Annotated in this window: 14 protein-coding genes; 5 read left to right on the forward strand and 9 right to left on the reverse strand. The window is 70.0% G+C overall.

Annotated elements, in window-relative coordinates:
* Window positions 1-61: 61 nt before the first annotated feature.
* Window positions 62-871, forward strand: coding sequence for a hypothetical protein (locus tag ABD154_RS08345; RefSeq protein WP_344251051.1), 810 nt, complete (start codon window positions 62-64; stop codon window positions 869-871).
* 83 nt (window positions 872-954) lie between these two features.
* On the opposite strand, the gene ABD154_RS08350 is transcribed toward ABD154_RS08345, so the two are convergent.
* The 5 genes from ABD154_RS08350 to ABD154_RS08370 form a co-directional block, all read right to left on the reverse strand.
* On the reverse strand, window positions 955-1,506 hold the full coding sequence (locus ABD154_RS08350) for an AAA family ATPase (protein ID WP_344251052.1): 552 nt from the start codon (window positions 1,504-1,506) through the stop codon (window positions 955-957).
* Window positions 1,507-1,611: 105 nt separating this feature from the next.
* On the reverse strand, window positions 1,612-2,601 hold the full coding sequence (locus ABD154_RS08355; protein WP_344251053.1) for an NAD-dependent epimerase/dehydratase family protein: 990 nt from the start codon (window positions 2,599-2,601) through the stop codon (window positions 1,612-1,614).
* Window positions 2,602-2,645: 44 nt separating this feature from the next.
* Entirely contained in the window at window positions 2,646-5,447 is a 2,802-nt protein-coding gene (locus tag ABD154_RS08360) for an alpha/beta fold hydrolase (protein WP_344251054.1), read from the reverse strand.
* Between the two features lie 7 nt (window positions 5,448-5,454).
* Complete coding sequence (locus ABD154_RS08365; protein WP_344251055.1) at window positions 5,455-6,483, reverse strand: 3-oxoacyl-ACP synthase III; 1,029 nt, start codon at window positions 6,481-6,483, stop codon at window positions 5,455-5,457.
* A 222-nt stretch (window positions 6,484-6,705) separates the two neighbouring features.
* Window positions 6,706-7,752, reverse strand: coding sequence for a hypothetical protein (locus tag ABD154_RS08370; RefSeq protein ID WP_344251056.1), 1,047 nt, complete (start codon window positions 7,750-7,752; stop codon window positions 6,706-6,708).
* A gap of 201 nt (window positions 7,753-7,953) precedes the next feature.
* Between ABD154_RS08370 and ABD154_RS08375 the strand changes: the two genes are divergently transcribed.
* Complete coding sequence (locus ABD154_RS08375; RefSeq protein ID WP_211978652.1) at window positions 7,954-8,757, forward strand: 3-oxoacyl-ACP reductase; 804 nt, start codon at window positions 7,954-7,956, stop codon at window positions 8,755-8,757.
* A 115-nt stretch (window positions 8,758-8,872) separates the two neighbouring features.
* Window positions 8,873-9,733, forward strand: a complete 861-nt coding sequence (locus ABD154_RS08380) for a MurR/RpiR family transcriptional regulator (protein ID WP_211978653.1) — start codon at window positions 8,873-8,875, stop codon at window positions 9,731-9,733.
* A 69-nt stretch (window positions 9,734-9,802) separates the two neighbouring features.
* On the opposite strand, the gene ABD154_RS08385 is transcribed toward ABD154_RS08380, so the two are convergent.
* From ABD154_RS08385 to ABD154_RS08400, 4 genes are all read right to left on the reverse strand, one after another.
* A complete protein-coding gene (locus ABD154_RS08385) occupies window positions 9,803-10,048 on the reverse strand; it encodes a hypothetical protein (RefSeq protein WP_211978654.1) in 246 nt (81 codons plus the stop codon).
* A gap of 652 nt (window positions 10,049-10,700) precedes the next feature.
* Entirely contained in the window at window positions 10,701-11,276 is a 576-nt protein-coding gene (locus ABD154_RS08390) for a dienelactone hydrolase family protein (RefSeq protein WP_211978655.1), read from the reverse strand.
* 17 nt (window positions 11,277-11,293) lie between these two features.
* Window positions 11,294-12,877 (reverse strand): FMN-binding glutamate synthase family protein, encoded by a 1,584-nt coding sequence (locus ABD154_RS08395; RefSeq protein ID WP_211978656.1) that lies wholly within the window; start codon window positions 12,875-12,877, stop codon window positions 11,294-11,296.
* A 966-nt stretch (window positions 12,878-13,843) separates the two neighbouring features.
* Window positions 13,844-14,212, reverse strand: a complete 369-nt coding sequence (locus ABD154_RS08400; RefSeq protein WP_198499882.1) for a hypothetical protein — start codon at window positions 14,210-14,212, stop codon at window positions 13,844-13,846.
* 108 nt (window positions 14,213-14,320) lie between these two features.
* Here ABD154_RS08400 and ABD154_RS08405 point away from each other — a divergent pair, with 108 nt between their 5' ends.
* Together ABD154_RS08405 and ABD154_RS08410 are read left to right on the forward strand one after the other, a co-directional pair.
* Window positions 14,321-16,132 (forward strand): HNH endonuclease signature motif containing protein, encoded by a 1,812-nt coding sequence (locus tag ABD154_RS08405; protein WP_232623747.1) that lies wholly within the window; start codon window positions 14,321-14,323, stop codon window positions 16,130-16,132.
* A 66-nt stretch (window positions 16,133-16,198) separates the two neighbouring features.
* The gene (locus ABD154_RS08410) at window positions 16,199-17,377 is read left to right on the forward strand and encodes an MFS transporter (RefSeq protein WP_198499881.1); all 1,179 of its coding nucleotides are present in this window, start codon (window positions 16,199-16,201) and stop codon (window positions 17,375-17,377) included.
* The last annotated feature ends 4 nt before the right edge of the window (window positions 17,378-17,381 follow it).

Here is a 17,381-nt window from a genome sequence, read left to right on the forward strand (position 1 = left end):
CTATCGAACCGTGATCTGCGACCTCCCTCATCTGCTCAGGCTCACGGGGCACAATGGGGAGATGCGCTATCTCGTTGCTCTCGTCCTCGGCGTCGTCCTTCTCTTCGTCGTCAACATCTTCGCCGACCTCTTCTCGATGCCCCGCCCGTGGGGATCGCTCATCATGGGCGGCATCGTCGGGGTGACGATGGTCGCCGTCCTCCTCATCTGGGAGGCGGTGCGGCCGAGCCAGCACGCCGAGACCGCGAAGCCGAAGCTCAGCGAGGAGGAGCGCGCGCGGGCCCGTGCGGAGCGTCGTGCCCAGCTCGCCGCCGAGGCGGGGGTGAGTCTCGAGGGCTACGACGCGGCCGTGGAGGAGTCCGAGGACATCGAACGGCTGAAGAAGGAGACGGGCAGCGAAGGCGACGGCGAGCTGCCTGCGGAGGCTGACGGCGATCGGTCTGCGGAGGCTGATGGACAGCGGCCTGCGGGGACTGATGAGGAGGAGAGCGCCGGCAGTCGGAAGGACGCGGATGGCCGGGCCACTGGCGGCGCGAACTCACCGGGTCGCGCGGGTGCTGTGGCAGCAGGAGGCTCCGGTGCAGTCTCGGCCGATCGCGCGGATCGTGCCGACGGTGCGGATGCGGCGCAGGCCGACGACGGGACTGACGGCGACTCCGAGGACCATGCCCACGAGGAATCAGCGACGAATTCGTCCCTCGAGGCCCCGCCCGTCGGGCAGCCGGGGATCTCCTCGAGCGCTCTCGACGACGAAGCCGATGCGCGCGACGCCGAGGGCCCGGGTTCGGGCTACCGAGGCGAGGAATCGAGCTCGTACGAGGGCGAGGACTCCGGCGACTATCACGGTGAGGACCCGCGCGAGTCCCGCTGATCCCGGTGTCATCCCGCTGAGCGGGCAGGCACAGAGACTGATGTCGCCCTGCGAGGTCGCGCCGACTCGATGCCGGCTCCACCTCAGTGGCCGACGAGGGCGAGGAGATCGTCGACGGCGCGATCCCTCGTCGTCAGCACGATCTGCGGCCAGCGTTCCCCGGGCGTCGGCTCCTCCTCGGCGATGAGGTGCGAACGCAGGCCGAGCCACCGCCGCCAATGCCTGGCGAACGCGGGTCCGCGGACGATGCGCGACCGCTTCTTCTGACCGCGCAGCGCCACATCGCGATCGACATCGATGAACACGCCGATGGCCGGGCGCCGACTCAGCCGCGCCAGACGGAGGAAGAGCCGCCTGCTCCACCGGCGGGTGCCGGGATCGTGGACGATGAGCGGGGGACCGCCTCGGCGGAGGATCCGGAAGAGCGCGAGCACATGAGCGATCGTGTGGACGATCGGACGCCCCAGCGTGTACGGCAGCCAGGGGGCGAGGCGACGCAGGCCGTCGCGCACGGTCTCCGGATCGGAGACCCGCAGCCACGGCGCTCGCCGCCGGACCTCCTTGAGGGTCTCCGTCTTGCCCGCTCCGGGAACGCCTGCGAGCAGGATCACCGGTGACGGGGCGGTCGGAGTCATGGACCCATTGTGCAGTCGTCACCTGTGACGCGGATTCGAGCCGAGATCGCGACCTCCGAGGCGACGCGCCGATGCCACGCTCTGCGCGCCGGAGCTGCGACGCCCCTATGCGCCGCTGCCGCGCCCGCGCTGCGCGCAGTGTGCGGCGAGGAGGTCGAGGCCCTTTTCGATGCTCACGCGCGGCGTCCAGCCCAGCACCTCCTGCGTCCGGCGCTGGTCGAACCAGTGCGCGGTCGAGAGCTGCTCGGCGAGGAACCGGGTGAGCGGGGGTTCGTCGTCATGGTCGGACAGGTCCCACACCCGTTCGACGAGCGATCCGGCGACCAGCGCCGGCGCCACCGGAATCCGCAGCCGCGGCTCCGCGGCCCCGCCGGCAATCGCGATCCGCGACATCAGCTCGCCGATCGGCCGCGGCTGGCCGTTCGTGACGACGAGCGCCTCCCCGTGCGTGTGGTCGACAGCGGCCAGCGCCGCGACGATCGCCTCGACGGCGTTGTCGACGAAGAGCGTGTCGACGAGCGCGGCCCCCGACCCGAGCACCGGCATCCGGCCGGCCCGGGCCCGGTCGATGACGCGTTCGGTGAGCTGAGTGTCGCCGGGACCCCACATGAGGTGCGGCCGGAGGACGAGGACCCGGAAGTCGTCGGCATCGGCGGCCAGCGCGAGCCGCTCCCCGGCGGCCTTCGTCCGGGCGTACTCGCCGCGGGCATGATCAGGGGAGGCCGGGCCTGCACCGTCGCCGACGATCGACTCGCCGGTGTGCGCCACCGACGGTGACGAGATGTGGACGAACCGCTCCACTCCCGCGGTCTGCGCCGCAGAGACGAGCGTCCGGGTGCCTCCGATGTTGACGGCCGCGAACTCGCTCGGGTCACCGGTCAGCGACACTTTCGCGGCGAGGTGGACGACCGCATCGGCCCCGGCGACCGCCTCGGCGACGGCGTTCGGATCGGTCACCGTGCCCAGCACATCGCGGGCACCCTCGACTCCCGACGGGCGCCGCTGGAGCGTCGTCACCGCGTGGCCGGCGGCGACGAGGGAGCGGGCGACGGTCGAGCCGAGCAGGCCCGAGGCTCCGGTGACGGTGATCTTCATGAGGCTCCTCAGGTCGGTGGCCGCAGATTGCCGGGTGGCCGCACTCACACGCGGCGGGGAACGCCGTCGCCGGTGAGCACGCGAGCGGCCCAGGCGGCCAATCGCGACCGGTCGATCTTCGAGTTGTGGCGGATGTCGGTGGGGAACGTCGGGGCGACGAGCACGGCCGCGAGATCCTGACCGTCGACCTCGGCGACCCGGGCGCGCAGCCGGGCGGAGAGGTCGAGCGGGGCGAGGCCCGGCGACAGCGCGGTCCCCTCGGCGTCGAGCACGGCGACGAGCGCCTGCGTCCCCCGCGGACCGACCCCGACGACGGCGCTGCGGCTGACCTCGGGGTCCGTGTCGATGAGCGCCTCGAGCCCGCCGGGACCCACCGGCCCGCGCGGCGTCGTCACGACATGCTGCAGCCGTCCCTCGAGCCACACCCGACCGGCGTCGTCGATGTGCCCGATGTCGTTCGTCCGATGCCAGTTCCGCCCGCCGAGGCCATCGCGCGCCGCCTGCGCAGATGTGCGCCAGAGATTGTCGTACCCGGACTTCAGGTGGGCGGCGCTGACGACGAACTCGCCGAGGCGGCCCCGCGCGTCCGTGCCCGTGAGCAGCTCAGCGGCGGAGTTCCCCGCGTCGTCGATCGGGGCCAGCGCGAGCTCGACCCCGTCGATCGGGGTGCCCACGCACACGCCGAGGTCGTCCCCGGCCGCCGCCGCGGCCACCCCCTCACGGTCGATGTCGGTGAGGAGGAGTCCCTCCGTCATCCCGTACGGCGAGTGGATCGCTGCCGCGGGGAACACCTCGGCGATGGCGTCCATGAGATCGAGCGGGACCGGCGCGCCGGCGGAGAGGACGAGCTCGACCTGCGCGCACGCGGCCCGCTGCTCGGCGCTGAGGTCGCCCGCGGTGGCGGCGACATTGCGGTACGCGGCGGGGGAGGCGAAGACCATCGTCGCGTCGCCGGCGATGATCGCCTCGGCGATCGCGGCCGCGGTGAGCGTCTTCGGCTTCGTCACGGACATGTCCGGCGTCACCGAGGTGGCCCCGATCGCCGGTCCGAGCAGGGCGAACGGCGGGAATCCGGCGACGAGGCCCGTGCCCTCCCGGACGTCGAAGACGCGAGTGAGGACCGCGGCCAGCGCGGCGATGTCCGCGTGCGTGTAGCGCACGCCCTTCGCCGGACCCGTCGACCCGGAGGTGAAGAGGATCGCGGCGTCGTCCGCTCCGGTCGGCGTCGGCAGGGCACCGGTGTGCGGGGTGCGCGCGAGCTCGGTGAGGCTCGTCTCGGTGCGGAGGAGCCGGCGCTGCAGCGGGCCGAGCGGGGAGACGGAGATCCGGCGCCCGGGCCACCCGAACGCCCGGGCGAGGCCGAGTCCGGGCAGCTCCCCGATGATCCACTGCGGATCCGTCGAGGTGACCGCCCGCGTCATGCCGCGCGGGCCGAGCCCGGCGTCGGCGACGACGGCGACCGCGCCGATCTTCAGGCACGCGTAGAGCGCGGCGGTGAGGTTGTTGCCCGGCGGCACGAGCATCGACACCCGGTCACCAGGACGCACGCCGAGGTCGCGCAGGCCGTGCGCGATGCTCGTCGTGACATGCCACAGCTGCCGCCACGAGATCTGCTGGGCGGGATCCTGCGAGAAGTCCACCGAGGCGATCGTCTCGTCGTCCGCGCGCGCATCGAGGATCGCGGTGACCGGACGTGGGGCCGAAGCCGTGTCCTGCGTCGCGTCAGGAGCTGGGGTCGTGGGTCGCGCCGAGGCGGTCGGCGCCGAGGCGGAGGCACCGGTTCCGGCGCTCGCTCCGGAGTCCGCAGCGGCCCCGGAGTCCGCAGCCGTCGGGAACTGCGCGGTGAGCCAGTCGAGGACGAGCCCGGGCACGTCGTAGTCCTCGCTGACGAGGTGCGAGCCGAGCTCGAAGCGGTGGACGTCGGCCTGCGGGAGGCGCCCGCGGAGGTCGCGGAGGTAGCGCTCGAGGAACACCGGGTCCTTCGGCCCCCACACGAGGAGCGCGGGACGGTCGAAGGCGGCGATGTCCGCGCCGATGCGCTGCAGCTCGGCATGCGAGGGATGATGCTCGTCGACGGGGATGTCGGCGACGAACCCGCCGATCCCGTGCCGCAGCGACGCGGACTCGTAGGGCGCGCGGAAGGCCGCACGGACCTCGGGGGAGAGCTCGCCGAGGCGCAGCGTGACCCGAAGGAAGCCGTCGGTGACGACGGTGGCCGTCGGCAGCATGGGGCCGGCGAGCGTGGCCCGCAGCGGGGCCGGGAGCGGCGCGTCCTCCGGCTGGTGGACGGCGGTGTTGAGGCTGATCGCGGCCGCGACCCGGTCGGTGTTCCGGGCCGCCCACCCGAGCGAGAGGACACCGCCCCAGTCATGGCCGATCGTCACGACGGGATGCTCCGGCCCCGCCTCGGCGGTGTCGGCTGCGGAACTGCCGGCCGCCTCGGCGAGGAGGGTCGTGACGACGGCATCGAAATCGGCGATGCGCTGGGAGATGCGGCGCACCTCGGGGCCGTGCGGGGTCGGCAGGCCGTCATGGGTCAGACGCTCGGAGAACCCCATGTCGAGCTGGTCGGGGGCGATGAGCCGCCACGCGCGCCCACCGGAGCGCGCGGATTCGACGGTGGCCGCGGCGAGGCGGCGCCACAGATACGACCACGTCGGATTGCCGTGGAGGGCGAGGATCGTGCCGGTCGGCTCGATCCCCTCGGCGCGCAGGACCGACAGCGTGTCGAGGACGTGGAACGCATGCGCGCCGTCGCCGGTGTCGACCTCGACGATCCGGGACCACGCGGGATCCCATTCGGGCAGCGTCGGGGGAAGGGCGGCCGGCCGTCCGGGATGGTTCATCGATGTCCTACCACTCGATCTCGGTCATTGCGGTGTTGAGCCCGGAGCCAACGCCCATGCAGAGGATGCGGTCGCCCTTCTCCAGGGATTCGACCTCGCGGCTGAGCGTGATCGGCAGCGAGGCCGGCCCGACGTTGCCGAGCTCGGGGTACGTCACGGGGATCCGCTCGGGGTCGAGGCCCGCGGCGCGCGTGATCGAGTTCGTGTGGACGTCGGAGACCTGGTGCATGACGTAGCGGTCCATGTTCCGCCAGTCCCAGCCGTCGTCGTGGGCTTCCTCCCACGCGGCGACGACGAGCTCCATGCCGCCGGCGAGCAGTCCCTTCGTGTCGGTGAACATCCCGTTGTGGTCGCCCACGCAGAGCTCATGGTGCTGGGTGGCCGCTCGGGTGATCCCGCCGAGGATGCGGTGGCCCTCCGGATGCCGATCCGCGGGGCCGATGACGGCGGCGGCCGCCCCGGAGCCGAGCGTGAGCGAGGCGAACTCGTTGAGGTACTCCTCGCGGGTGATGCCGTCGCGGGTGAGCCGACGCAGGGTCGCCTCCTGGACGCGCGAGGCGTCCTCCCCGGCGACGACGAGGGCGTAGTCGATCTGCCCGGCGTCGATCATGTTCGCGGCCAGGGTCATGCCGTTGACGAAGCCGAGGCACGCGTTGGCGATGTCGAAGTTCATCGCCTGCGGCCCGAGGCCGATGCCGGCGTGGACGCCGACGGCCACCGAGGGCTCGAGGTGCTCGCGGGTGACGGAGGTGTTGACCATCAGCCCGATGGCACCCGGTTCGACGCCCGCCTCGGCGAGGGCCTTCTTGCCGGCGGCCACGGCACCGGCGACGAACTCGGCCGGCTGATCCCAGTTGCGGCGGGCGTCAACGCCTGCCACGCGCTGGAGGAGTCCGGTCGGGAGTCCGAGGGTGGTCAGGGTATCGGCGAGGCGCTCGTCGAATTCGTGGGAGGTCACTACGTTGGGGGCGATGATCTCGGCCAGACCGAGAAGAGCCACATTCGAGTGACGGAAAGTTGCGTTGCCGTTCGCCAATTGAGGTTCTCATCCCTTTTCGGGTCGTTCGTCGACGTCTGCGCCCACCGTCCTGGCGGGCAGGGTGGGCGGAGGAAGTTCGGGGACTATCCTAGCGCGCGGTGTCTGAGACTGTGCTCAGTGCCGTCGCGGCGCGGTTCCGGCCCAGGTGCCGGGGCTGCTGCCGGGGTCTGTGCCGGGCTGCTGCGCCTGGGCACCCGGGCTGCCGCGCCCGCGGGCGGCTCAGCGCGTGAACCACGTGAACCCGTCGTAGAGCAGGCCGGTCGCGGCGAGGACCGCGATGCCGGCGAGCACGATCGAGGTCACGGTGTGCGAGACCTTCGAGGACTGGAAGCGCTCGGCGCGCGAGTACGCCATCGGCCGATCGGTGACGTTGTGGCCGAACTGGGCGAAGATCCGCCAGTCCATGACGTCGATGAGGGACTTCGCGGCGAGCGTGAAGACGATGATCGCGCCGATGGCCATGAAGAGGAGGAAGACGAAGCCGAGGAAGCCGTACGTTTCGAAGAACGTGACGACGCGGTCGCCGATCGCGGTGATGAAGCCGGAGAACCCCTCGCCCAACGGCAGCGGATCGAGGGAGTCCATGATCGAGTTGAGGGTCATCCGGTCGCGTTCGGTGCGGCTGGCCCCGATGTACATGACGAGCGCGGCGGCCAGGGCGACGCCGAGGTTGATGATCGTGATCGTCGAGTTGTCCGGCCAGAAGTCGAGGTTCCTCATCGTGTACGTCGAGGCCAGCGCCACGCAGATGATCGCACCGACGAGCGCGCCGACCGTGGCGGGCAGGAGGAGGTTGTTGAAGAAGACGAACGCGATGGCCGCGAGCAGACCCGCGCCGAGGATGTACGTGAAGACCGCGAGCGTGTCACCGTTGCCGGCCGTCGCCGCCCGCCGGTTCTGCGCGATCATCTGACCGGAGTGGGCGATGTTCTGCGTGAGCTCGGCGGTCGTCGCCTTCTCATCGTCCTCGGTCGTCGACATCACCCGGGTCTCGGCCTCGTCGGCGCTGTAGGCGCGCATGTCCCGACGACGCTGCTGCGTCGGCGGCTGACCCGGCTGCCCGTAGCCCTGCTGCGCATGTCCCTGCTGGTCATAGCCTGGCTGACCCTGCTGTCCGTAACCCGGCTGCCCGGGCTGCGCTGCGCCGGGGCCGCGGTACTCGGGGGCCGGGTACCACTTGCCGACCTTCGCGGCGAGCACGTAGATGAGGATCACGACGATGGCCGCGAGGACTCCGATCGAGAGGTTGGCGCCGATCTCGGCCATAGGCTCCTCCTTGCAGGGCTGACGGTGGATTGGACAACAGTGGTCTTGTCCTATTCTATTGGCTTCCCGCGCGCGGTCCTGCGACTCGGTGATCCTGAGATCCGGCGTTCCTGTGACTCTGCCGTGCAACCGCCCCGACTGCACCTGTCATGGGTAAGCTGGCCGCAGAGCACTCGCGCCGGCCTTCGAAGGAGAATCCCGATGAGCAACGCCCAGGCCTTCTCGACCGCGGCGATGCCGCTCGACCAGCAGCTCGTCCTCGTCACCGGGGCCGGCCGCGGCCTGGGGGCGGCGATCGCGAAGGCGTTCGCCCACGTCGGCTCCGCGGTCGTCGTCAACTACCGCTATTCCGCGGATGCCGCGGAGGAGCTCGCCGAGGCGATCCGCGCTCGCGGCGGACGTGCGGCGGCGCTCGAGGCCGACGTCACCGACGACCGGGCCGTCGATGCGATGTTCGACGCCGCCCACGCCGAGTTCGGGATGCCCGTGTCCACCGTCGTCAACAGTGCGCTCATGGACTACACGTTCGACGTCGAGGGGCGACAGCCGGCGGACGAGATCGACTTCGCGGACCTCTCCGACCAGTTCCGCGGCACCGTCGGCTCGGCGATGAACACGGTCCAGGCGGCGATGAGCGGGTTCCGGGAGATCGGCTCGGGGCGGGTGATCAACGTCGGCTCGAACCTCGTCCAGAACCCGGTGGTGCCGTATCACGACTACACCGCGGCGAAGGCGGCGCTGCTGGCGCTGACCCGGACGTTCGCGCGGGACCTCGGGCCGCTCGGGGTGCGGGTCAACATGGTCTCCGGCGGTCTCCTGCGGACCACGGACGCCTCGGCGGCGACGGCGGAGGAGGTCTTCGACCGGATCGCCGAGGCGAGTGCGCTCGGGCACGTGACGACTCCGGAGGAGTTCGCCTCGGCGGTGGTCTTCTTCGCCTCCCCGGACTCCCGCGCGGTGACCGGACAGAACCTCATCGTCGACAACGGGTATGTCATGAGCTGACACCCCATTTCCAGTTCGGCCTCGCTATGCTGGAGCGATAGTTGAGGCGGTGACCTGCGGGAATCGTGCTGCCTGGGCGGTGGAGTCGAGGGCGATTTCCAAAGGAGAGGGACCGATGACGGACGACGGGCCGAGCCTGGCCATCAGCCTGCGTGCGGTGATGTCCCGGCTCACTCCGGCGGAGAAGAAGATCGCACGCGCCGTCCTGGCCGCCTACCCGTTCGCCGGGCTCGAGCCGATCGCCGACCTCGCGCACGCCGCCGGTGTCAGCGGACCCTCGGTCGTGCGGTTCGCGCGCACGCTCGGCTTCAGCGGCTACCGGGAGTTCCAGGACGCCCTCAAGGCGGAGATGCGCGAGCGCGAGGAGTCGAATCTCTCGCAGGCGCTCGCCCCCGGTGAGGGGGCGGAGTTCGATGCGGCGCGGACCGCGTTCCACGCGGGCATCGATGAGACCTTCGACTCGGTCATCGGCGACGAGCTCGAGCGCACCGTCGAACTCCTCGCCCAACCCAAGCGCAGCGTCGCCCTCGTCGGCGCGACGTACACGGCCCACATCGCCGACATCTTCCACGCGCAGCTCGGCTCGGTGCGCTCGGGGGTCGTCCGGGTGCACGCGAATCCGCTGCTCGCGGCCGCTGATCTCCTCGACCTCAAACGCGGCGACATCCTCGTCGTCCTCGATGTCCGGCGCTACGATCCGGCGATCACCGAGGTGGTGCGGATCGGGAAGGAACTCGGCCTCACCGTCGTCGTCTTCACCGACCTGTGGCTCTCCCCGGCGGCGTCGCTGGCTGATCGGGTGCTCACCGCCGAGGTCCGGGCGGCAGGGCCGGCGGACACCCTCGCCCCGATGCTCGCGCTCGTCGAGACGGTGAGCGAGCTCGTCGCCGCCGAGCTGGGGGAGGCCGCCGTCGACCGCCTCAGCCGCATCGACCCGCTGCGGCTGCGGCTGAGCAGGGGCGCGGACCGGCTGTGACGGGCAGACCGGCGCCTCGGGAGGCCGCGAGCTGAGCGGGCGGCTGCCTCGTGCGGGCGACGGTTCACCTCACCGGCGTCGTCCCGGGTGGCGGCGCTGGCCGAAGGGGACGCTCGGGAACCCGGTCGGGATCGCGTAGGACCGTTCGCCCCCACCGCCGGTGGTCGTGTGCCCGTTTCCGGATCCGCCGAGGCTGCCAGAGCCGCTGTCGCTCGCCCGGTAGGGGGCCGGTCCGTCGGGGCCGGGCGGGGTGACGGGGATCCCGGAGGCCGGGGTGCCGATGATGGGGATGTCACCCGTCCCACTGTCGTTCATCGCGACCACCGGCACGAGGGATGTCGGCGCTGTGTCGAGGAGACACGGGGAGCGCCGGGGTCCTGGGGTGCCGTCCGGGTACGTCGAGGGGTGGACGCAGGAGGGGAGTCGGGCTGCGTCCGCCGACGGCTCGTGGTGGGAGCCGTCGGATCGGGGCGGGTGCTGGTCATGGGGATCCGTTCGCAGAGGTGGGCGCAGGAGGGGAGCGGCGAAGTTCGCCTGGTGCGCGGTGCTTGCAGCGTGGGGTGGTCGCTGCCAGCCGGTGCGCATCGGAGTGCTGGCGATGAGGGAGCTCCGCCGTCGGAGCCTCGCAGGAGGAGGCGGACGGACGGGGCATCGCAGCCTGAGCCGGGGAATCGAGGGCGCGGAGGTGACCGTGCACCACGGATTCCGAAGGTCGCTCACCGGTATGGAATTTTCATTCCAGAGTAGAACATTGCGTGACGAATGTAACCCCACTTTTAGAAGATTTTTCAATGACGTCATCAATGAGGCGGGCTTGTCAGGTGAGCTTGCCTGTATCGGAAACCGCCGCGAAAGGGCTCTGCCGCGGTGTGCGGGGCGTCGCGGGCGACGGCTGAAATGCTCGGTGAGCGGCTCGGCGAGTGGCCCGGTGAGGGGCCCGGTGAGGGGGCGCCGAGGGGCTGCCGATTCAGTCCGCGAACTCCGCGAGGAAGCGGTCGGCGCGAGCGAGGAGCAGGGCGGCGCTCTCGGACTCGAAGTCCGGCGATTCGGGGTCGCTGAAGAGGTGCGAGCTGCCCGGGTAGAGGAAGGACTCGGCCGGTGCCCCGGCAGCGGCGGCGGATTCCAAGAGGGTCTCCGCCAGACCCGGCGTGCGCCATTCGTCGTCGACGGCGAAGTGGATCTGCACGGGCACCTGCGGCTGCCAGCGGGTGCGGGAGGGGAAGCCACCGCCGTGGAAGAGAAGGGCCGCGCGGGCGCGGGAGTCGTTCTTGCCCATCTGCTGGGCGACGCTCGCTCCGAGCGAGAGCCCGGCGAACACGAGCGGCCCGGTCAGCTCGCTGCTCAGCTCGGCGACGCGGTCGACCAGCGTGCGGAAGCCGACATCCCGGGAATGGGCCACCCCCGCCTCGGCGCTGGTGAAGGTCTGCCCCGCGTAGTAGTCGGGGGTGTGGACCTCGTGACCCCGGCTGCGGAACTCATCGGCGATGCGGCCGATGCCGGGGGTGAGCCCGAACGCGGAGTGGAGGAGGACGATGCGGCTCATGAGCGTGTCCTGCCTGGTCAGCGGCTCTGGCCGCGGGCGATGTGGAAGGTGTCCGCGCGGGCGGTGGCCCAGTCGGCGGCCCAGTCCTCGGGGGCGCCGTTGAGGAGTTCGCCGGGTTCGAGCCAGTCGTAGAGGCGGGCGTAGGACCAGGATTCGGACGGGGAGAGGTTGCGGCGGAGCATCGTCGGTTCGAGTTCGCTGGGATGGGCCGCGCCCATCGAGGCCATGAGGCGGACCGCCTCGGCGACGGTGCCGTCGTGGTAGTTGCGCACGCGTTCGGCCTTGTCGGGGACGTAGATCGCGCGAGCGCGGCGGGGATCCTGCGTGGCGACGCCGACGGGGCACTTGCCGGTGTGGCAGACCTGGGCCTGGATGCAGCCGACGGCCATCATCATGGCGCGGGCCGAGTTCGTGAAGTCGGCGCCCTGGATGAGGCGCTTTACGATGTCGGAGCCGCTCGCGACCTTGCCCGAAGCGCCGATCCTGATCTGGTCGCGCAGCCCCGCGCCGACGAGCGCGTTGTGGACGATCATCAGGCCCTGGGTGAGGGGGAGGCCGACGTGGTCCTCGAACTCCAGGGGCGCGGCACCCGTGCCGCCCTCGGAGCCGTCGACGATGATGAAGTCGGGGGTGATCCCGGTCTCGAGCATCGCCTTGCAGATCGCGAGGAACTCGGTGCGGGAGCCGACGCAGAGCTTGAAGCCGGCCGGTTTGCCGCCGGAGAGCTCGCGCATCTTCGCGATGAACTGGAGCAGCTCGATCGGGGTGGAGAAGACGCGGTGGTTCGGCGGGCTGATGCACGTCTGACCGACGGGCACGTCGCGGATCTGCGCGATCTCCTCGGTGACCTTCTTGCCGGGGAGGACGCCGCCGAGGCCGGGCTTGGCTCCCTGCGAGAGCTTGAGCGAGGTCATCTTGACCTGCGGGTCCTGGGCCTTCGCGGCGAACTTGTCGGGGTCGAAGTCGCCGTCGGGGGTGCGGGCGCCGAAGTATCCGGTGCCGAGCTCCCAGATGAGGTCGCCGCCGAACTCCTGGTGGTACGGGGAGATCGAGCCCTCGCCGGTGTCCTGGGCGAAGCCGCCCATCGCCGCGCCCTTGTTGAGCGCGCGCACCGCGTTGTCGCTGAGCGAGCCGAAGCTCATCGCGGAGACGTTGAGCAGGGAGATGTCGTAGGGCTGGGTGCAGTCGTTGCCGCCCACCCGGATCCGCGGCGGGGTGGGGGAGTTGGGCAGCGGGGTCGTCGAGTGCATGAGCGCTTCGTAGCCGGTGCGGTCGACGTCGTGCTCGGTGCCGAAGGCGTGCTCGGAGAGGATGCCCTTCGACCGTTCGTAGATCGTCGTGCGGGCGTCGCGGCTGAAGGGTCGGCCGTCCCAGTTCCGTTCGATGAAGTACTGCTGGATCTCCGGTCGGATCGACTCGAGGAGGAAGCGCGCATGTCCCGCGATCGGGTAGTTGCGGAGGATCGAGTGCTTCTTCTGCGTGACGTCCCAGGCGGCGAGTGCTCCGAGCCCGACCGCCGAGGCGGCTGCGGCGATCCGTGCGATGCGCTGTCCCGTGGTCTCACCGGTGACCAAGCGAACGATGGGGAGCTGACCTTTCATTGCGCCTCCTTGGGTTGCGCGTCAGCGCAGGCACCGAGGCGGCGGTGCGCGACGGTGGTCACTGCACGGACTGACGGTGCTGTGGGAACTGACGGCTCTGTGCGGAACTATCGGCTCTGTGGGAACTGATGGGTCTGTGCGGATCTGACGGCTCTGTGCGGGCGGCGAGCCGCGCAGGCCAGCGCGGACGACGTGCACAGATGTGCCTCAAGCCGAGCCTAGACCGCCGGAACGGAGATTTCAGGAAAGGGCCACCTGAGTTTTCGTGAACCCTGGGTGGTCTCGGTGTGCGCGGTGGGTGGTCTCGGCCTGCGCGGTGGGTGTTCGGAGGTGGTGGTGCGGGGTCGGTGTTGGGGTCGGGAGGGAGCGCGAGTCGGGAGTTGGCGTCTGGGGTGGCGGGGAGTCGTGGGTGGAGGGGAGTCGAGGATGGATGCGGAGTCTGGAGATGGGCGAGGCCGGGACGGAACTGCTCGGAGCTCAGGGGCGGGGCGGTCGGCGCAGCGAACCGAGGGTGAGTGCGGTGGCCCAGGGGCGGACGCGGCGGTGGGTGCGGCGGACCGGGACGGTGGGCGCGGTCGGCGCGGCGAACCGAGGGTGCGGTCGGCGTGGGGCGGTGATGTCGGGTGAAGTCGTTGCGAGTTCGATGAATTCCCGACCGCGTACGTCCGTGACCAGCGACTTCTGTCGGCAGGCGGAAATCACTGAGTGAATGAATTCATTGTGAAAAAAAGATCGAATAAATTGGGAACAGACTGTTGTGCATGTCACACTCGCGGAGTAGAATCAGACCAACAACGATGAGCGTTGGCGAACGGATCAGGAGTCATGACACTCACCCCGGACAGGCAGAACCACGGGAACGGCGACCGTGCCCGTACGTCGCCTGCGGGGAAGCGGGGATCCGCGTCGAAGCGACCGGGTTCATCTGGGCCGAGTTCTTCTGGGCCGGGTTCATCTGGACCGGGGTCATCCGCAGGCGGCTCGAGTCGACCGACCGGAGCTCCGGAATCGCTGTTCGACCAGCTCAGGGATGCCGGACTCGACCTCAGCGGCAGCATCCACGCCGAACTCTTCGAGGAGATCCCGGCCGTACCGGAAGCTGAGGGTCCAGCGTCGCCTGAGACGTCGATCGCTGAGGCTTCGATCCAGGAGACTCCGGTCGAGGGGGCTCCGTTCGATGGGAATCCGGTCGGCGAGGTTCCCGTCGTTGACGCTCACATCGACGAGGCTCAGATCGGCGAGGCTCAAAGTGATGCGACTCCGGCCGGGGAAGCCCCCGGCGCTGAGGAGCCCGATGACTCTCCCGGTGCCAACGATCCCGATGACTATGGGCATCGCCGCAGCGCAGCGCTCGCGGCCGACGTCTCGGCGCTGTCGGTCGACGAAGACGTAATCGGCCCGGGACCCATCGATGACGACGACCCGGCTGCGGCGGTCGCCGACATGGCTGACACGGGGAACGTCATCTCCGCCTCGCAGAATGCCACGCTCGACACGGGGAACGCCACGTCTGACTCGACGCGCTCTATGCCGGACACGAGGAAGCTGAGCCGGCATCCGCTGCTCACCGATGCGGCCTGGTCCCGTCTGTCCGAGTTCGCGCCCGAAGTCCTCGACAGCATCACGAACCTGACCCGGCTCGAAAGCGAAGTCCGCACCTTCGAACGGCCGGTGGGCCCCGACGACGCGGTGATCCTCGCCGATGCGCTCGAAGCGATCAACCGCGTCAACGCCTCACTCAACGCCGTCACCCTCGCCATCTTCCAGCGAGTCGGAGTGCCCACGGACTTCGGCGCGAAGACGACGAAGGCACTCGTCAAGGATCGTTTGGGACTGTCGGACCAGGAGGCCTATCGGCGCACCGAGGCGGCGAACAACCTCGGCGGACGCGTCGACCTCTCCGGTCAGCCGATGCCGCCGCTGGCCCCCAAGGCCGCAGACGGCCTCCACGAGGGAGTCCTGTCGGCGAACCAGGCGGCGGTCATCGCCGAATGCATGAAACGACTGCCTGCCTGGGTGAGCGCCGAACTGCGGGCCGAGACCGAGGAGCGACTGGTCAAGGAAGCGCCCAACGTCCGCGTCTCCGACCTGCGCGAGATCTTCCAGCGCATGCTCGACATCATCGACCCCGACGGCAAGGAGCCGTCCGAGGGACGCGACCGGTCGGACTACTCGGTTCATCTGCGCGCTCGCCGCAACGGTGACTGGGAGCTGTCGGGTCGGCTCGACCCGATCACCGGCGGCCTGCTCAACGGCCTGCTGACCTCGAGAATCGAGTCATGCCGGACAACCGGCGAGCAGGGCGGCGCGGATGCAGCGAGCGGTCAGGGCGACGCCGGCAGGAATGGCGACGCCGGCAGGAATGACGACCCCACCAGTGATCGCGATGCCAGCCGAGATGGCGGCCTCGGCAGCAGCGGGTTCCCCGGCACCGAGGCGGCCGGCGAGGAGTCACCCAGCGCCTTCGACGTGCTCGATGCGGTGCTCTCCGGCGACCGGCACGATGCGCCGCTGTTCGCTCAGGACGGCACCGGCCAGCGACTTCCGGGCACGGGCACCAGTGCCGATGCCTCGGGAGGAACGGCTGCGATGGCAGGTCACGGCGGTGCGGACGGCAGCGCCTATGGAGTGCGCAGCGACGGCACGACGGTGAGCACGATCGACGCTCAGCCCTCGGCCCGCCGGTGGATCTACGAACGATTCGCCTCCCTGATCGGCAAGATCGAGATGAATCGCCCGAATTCGGGCGCGAGGTACTCGCTCGTCGTCACGGCGAAGGCCGAGGATCTCGCCTCGAGAACTGGCCAGGGCAAGACCGGCACCGAGAATCCGGTGCCGATGTCCGAACTCACCTCCTCCGGACTCAACGGCAGAGTGTTCTTCCACCTCATGAGCGACTCGGCCAAGACGGTGCAGGTCGCCACCGAGAAGCGCTTCGCCGACGAGAAGCAGACGGCGATCATCACGGCGAGGGATATGGGATGCACTTTCCCGGGCTGCGATGCACCGCCGGGGTGGTGCGAAGTCCACCACATCGTGCCGTGGATCGACAACGGCATCACCGACATCAACAACCTCACACTGGCCTGCGGAGCACACCACCATCTCATCGACAGATCCGATTGGCACGCAGTGATGCTCACCAGCGGGCAGCCGGCGTGGGTGCCACCCGCCTCGATCGACCCGGAGCGACGCCCCATCCTCCATGCGAAGTTCGTCGCCCAGGGGATCATCGACACGCTCTTCGACGGCTGAGCGGTCACGGGTTCGCTCTGCGGAACGGTTTGAGCGATCCCGTCCTGCAGGCATACCGTGAGGACCATGAGCACCGGTGAGCCGAACGCGACGAGCAACCGGCGCACCATCGTTGCAGTGTTCCTTGCCGGCATCTCGGTCTTCCTCGTCCTCTACGAGACCCAGGGCCTCATCCCCGCCATCCGCGAGGCGTACTCGATCGACACCCCCACCGCGAGCCTCACGGTCTCGGCGACGAACGTCGCCATGGCCTGCTTCCTCATCCCGTTCTCACTGCTCGCCTCCCGCATCGGCCACGCCCGGCAGATCGTCGGCGGCGTCATCCTCGCCGCAGTCCTCGCCCTCATCCTGCCGTTCACCCCCAACCCCGAACTGCTCATCACCGTCCGCTTCCTCCAAGGCGTGGCGATCGCCTCGGTGCCGGCCACCGCGATGGCCTACCTGTCACTGCGGCTTCCGCCCTCGGCTCTGCCCGGCGCGATCGGCGTCTACATCGCCGGGAACACGATCGGCGGCCTGTGCTCCCGGCTGCTCACCGGACTCGCCGCCGAAGTCCTCGGCTGGCACGGCGGCCTCGCCTTCACCGCAGCGGTCGCGCTCGCCATCGGACTCATCGTCGTCTGGCTCCTCCGCGGCGACATGGTCCGACCCGAGTCCGATACGACTCCGCGCGACACGACCCGATCGCCTCGACGAACCCCGAGCGGACTGTGGGGAATCTACCTCACCGGGTTCCTCTGCATGATCGTCTTCGGTGGCTCCTTCACAATGCTCGGCTCCCGACTCCAACAGGACCCGTGGAACCTCAGCGAGGGCACCGTCGCCCTCTTCTTCCTCATCTACCTCGTCGGCACCGTCGTGACGACGTACTACGGTCGCCTCGCCGTGGCCTTCACCCGCCGTCGCCTCACGCTCATCGGCATGGCCACCGCGATCATCGGCGCCTGCCTCACCCTCGTCGACTCCCTCCCGCTCATCGTCATCGGCATGTCGCTGCTCACCGGCGGCTTCTTCCTCGGCCACACCGGCGCCTCGGCCGCCGCGAGCACCGCCCGACCCGGCGTCGACACCACGCGGTCCTCCGCCATCTACCTCACCGTCTACTACCTCGGCACGAGCCTCGGGGCCTGGCTCTCCGCCGTGCTCTTCACCGACTTCGCCTGGCCGGGCGTCGTCGGCATGTGTCTGACCTCCCTGGTCGCCGTGATCGTGCTCACCCTTGTAGGGTTCAGACAACGCCAGTGAAAGG

The sequence above is a fragment of the Brevibacterium sanguinis genome, assembly GCF_039528855.1.
Lineage (GTDB): Bacteria > Actinomycetota > Actinomycetes > Actinomycetales > Brevibacteriaceae > Brevibacterium > Brevibacterium sanguinis.

Bases quoted from the DNA above. Each gene is read 5' to 3' on its own strand.
- ABD154_RS08410 (WP_198499881.1), top strand. From the start codon at position 16,199: ATGAGCACCGGTGAGCCGAACGCGACGAGCAACCGGCGCACCATCGTT.
- ABD154_RS08350 (WP_344251052.1), bottom strand. From the start codon at position 1,506: ATGACTCCGACCGCCCCGTCACCGGTGATCCTGCTCGCAGGCGTTCCC.
- ABD154_RS08375 (WP_211978652.1), top strand. From the start codon at position 7,954: ATGAGCAACGCCCAGGCCTTCTCGACCGCGGCGATGCCGCTCGACCAG.
- ABD154_RS08395 (WP_211978656.1), bottom strand. From the start codon at position 12,877: ATGAAAGGTCAGCTCCCCATCGTTCGCTTGGTCACCGGTGAGACCACG.
- ABD154_RS08380 (WP_211978653.1), top strand. From the start codon at position 8,873: ATGACGGACGACGGGCCGAGCCTGGCCATCAGCCTGCGTGCGGTGATG.
- ABD154_RS08405 (WP_232623747.1), top strand. From the start codon at position 14,321: ATGGCTGACACGGGGAACGTCATCTCCGCCTCGCAGAATGCCACGCTC.
- ABD154_RS08360 (WP_344251054.1), bottom strand. From the start codon at position 5,447: ATGAACCATCCCGGACGGCCGGCCGCCCTTCCCCCGACGCTGCCCGAA.
- ABD154_RS08385 (WP_211978654.1), bottom strand. From the start codon at position 10,048: ATGAACGACAGTGGGACGGGTGACATCCCCATCATCGGCACCCCGGCC.
- ABD154_RS08345 (WP_344251051.1), top strand. From the start codon at position 62: ATGCGCTATCTCGTTGCTCTCGTCCTCGGCGTCGTCCTTCTCTTCGTC.
- ABD154_RS08400 (WP_198499882.1), bottom strand. From the start codon at position 14,212: ATGCCCATAGTCATCGGGATCGTTGGCACCGGGAGAGTCATCGGGCTC.
- ABD154_RS08355 (WP_344251053.1), bottom strand. From the start codon at position 2,601: ATGAAGATCACCGTCACCGGAGCCTCGGGCCTGCTCGGCTCGACCGTC.
- ABD154_RS08370 (WP_344251056.1), bottom strand. From the start codon at position 7,752: ATGGCCGAGATCGGCGCCAACCTCTCGATCGGAGTCCTCGCGGCCATC.
- ABD154_RS08390 (WP_211978655.1), bottom strand. From the start codon at position 11,276: ATGAGCCGCATCGTCCTCCTCCACTCCGCGTTCGGGCTCACCCCCGGC.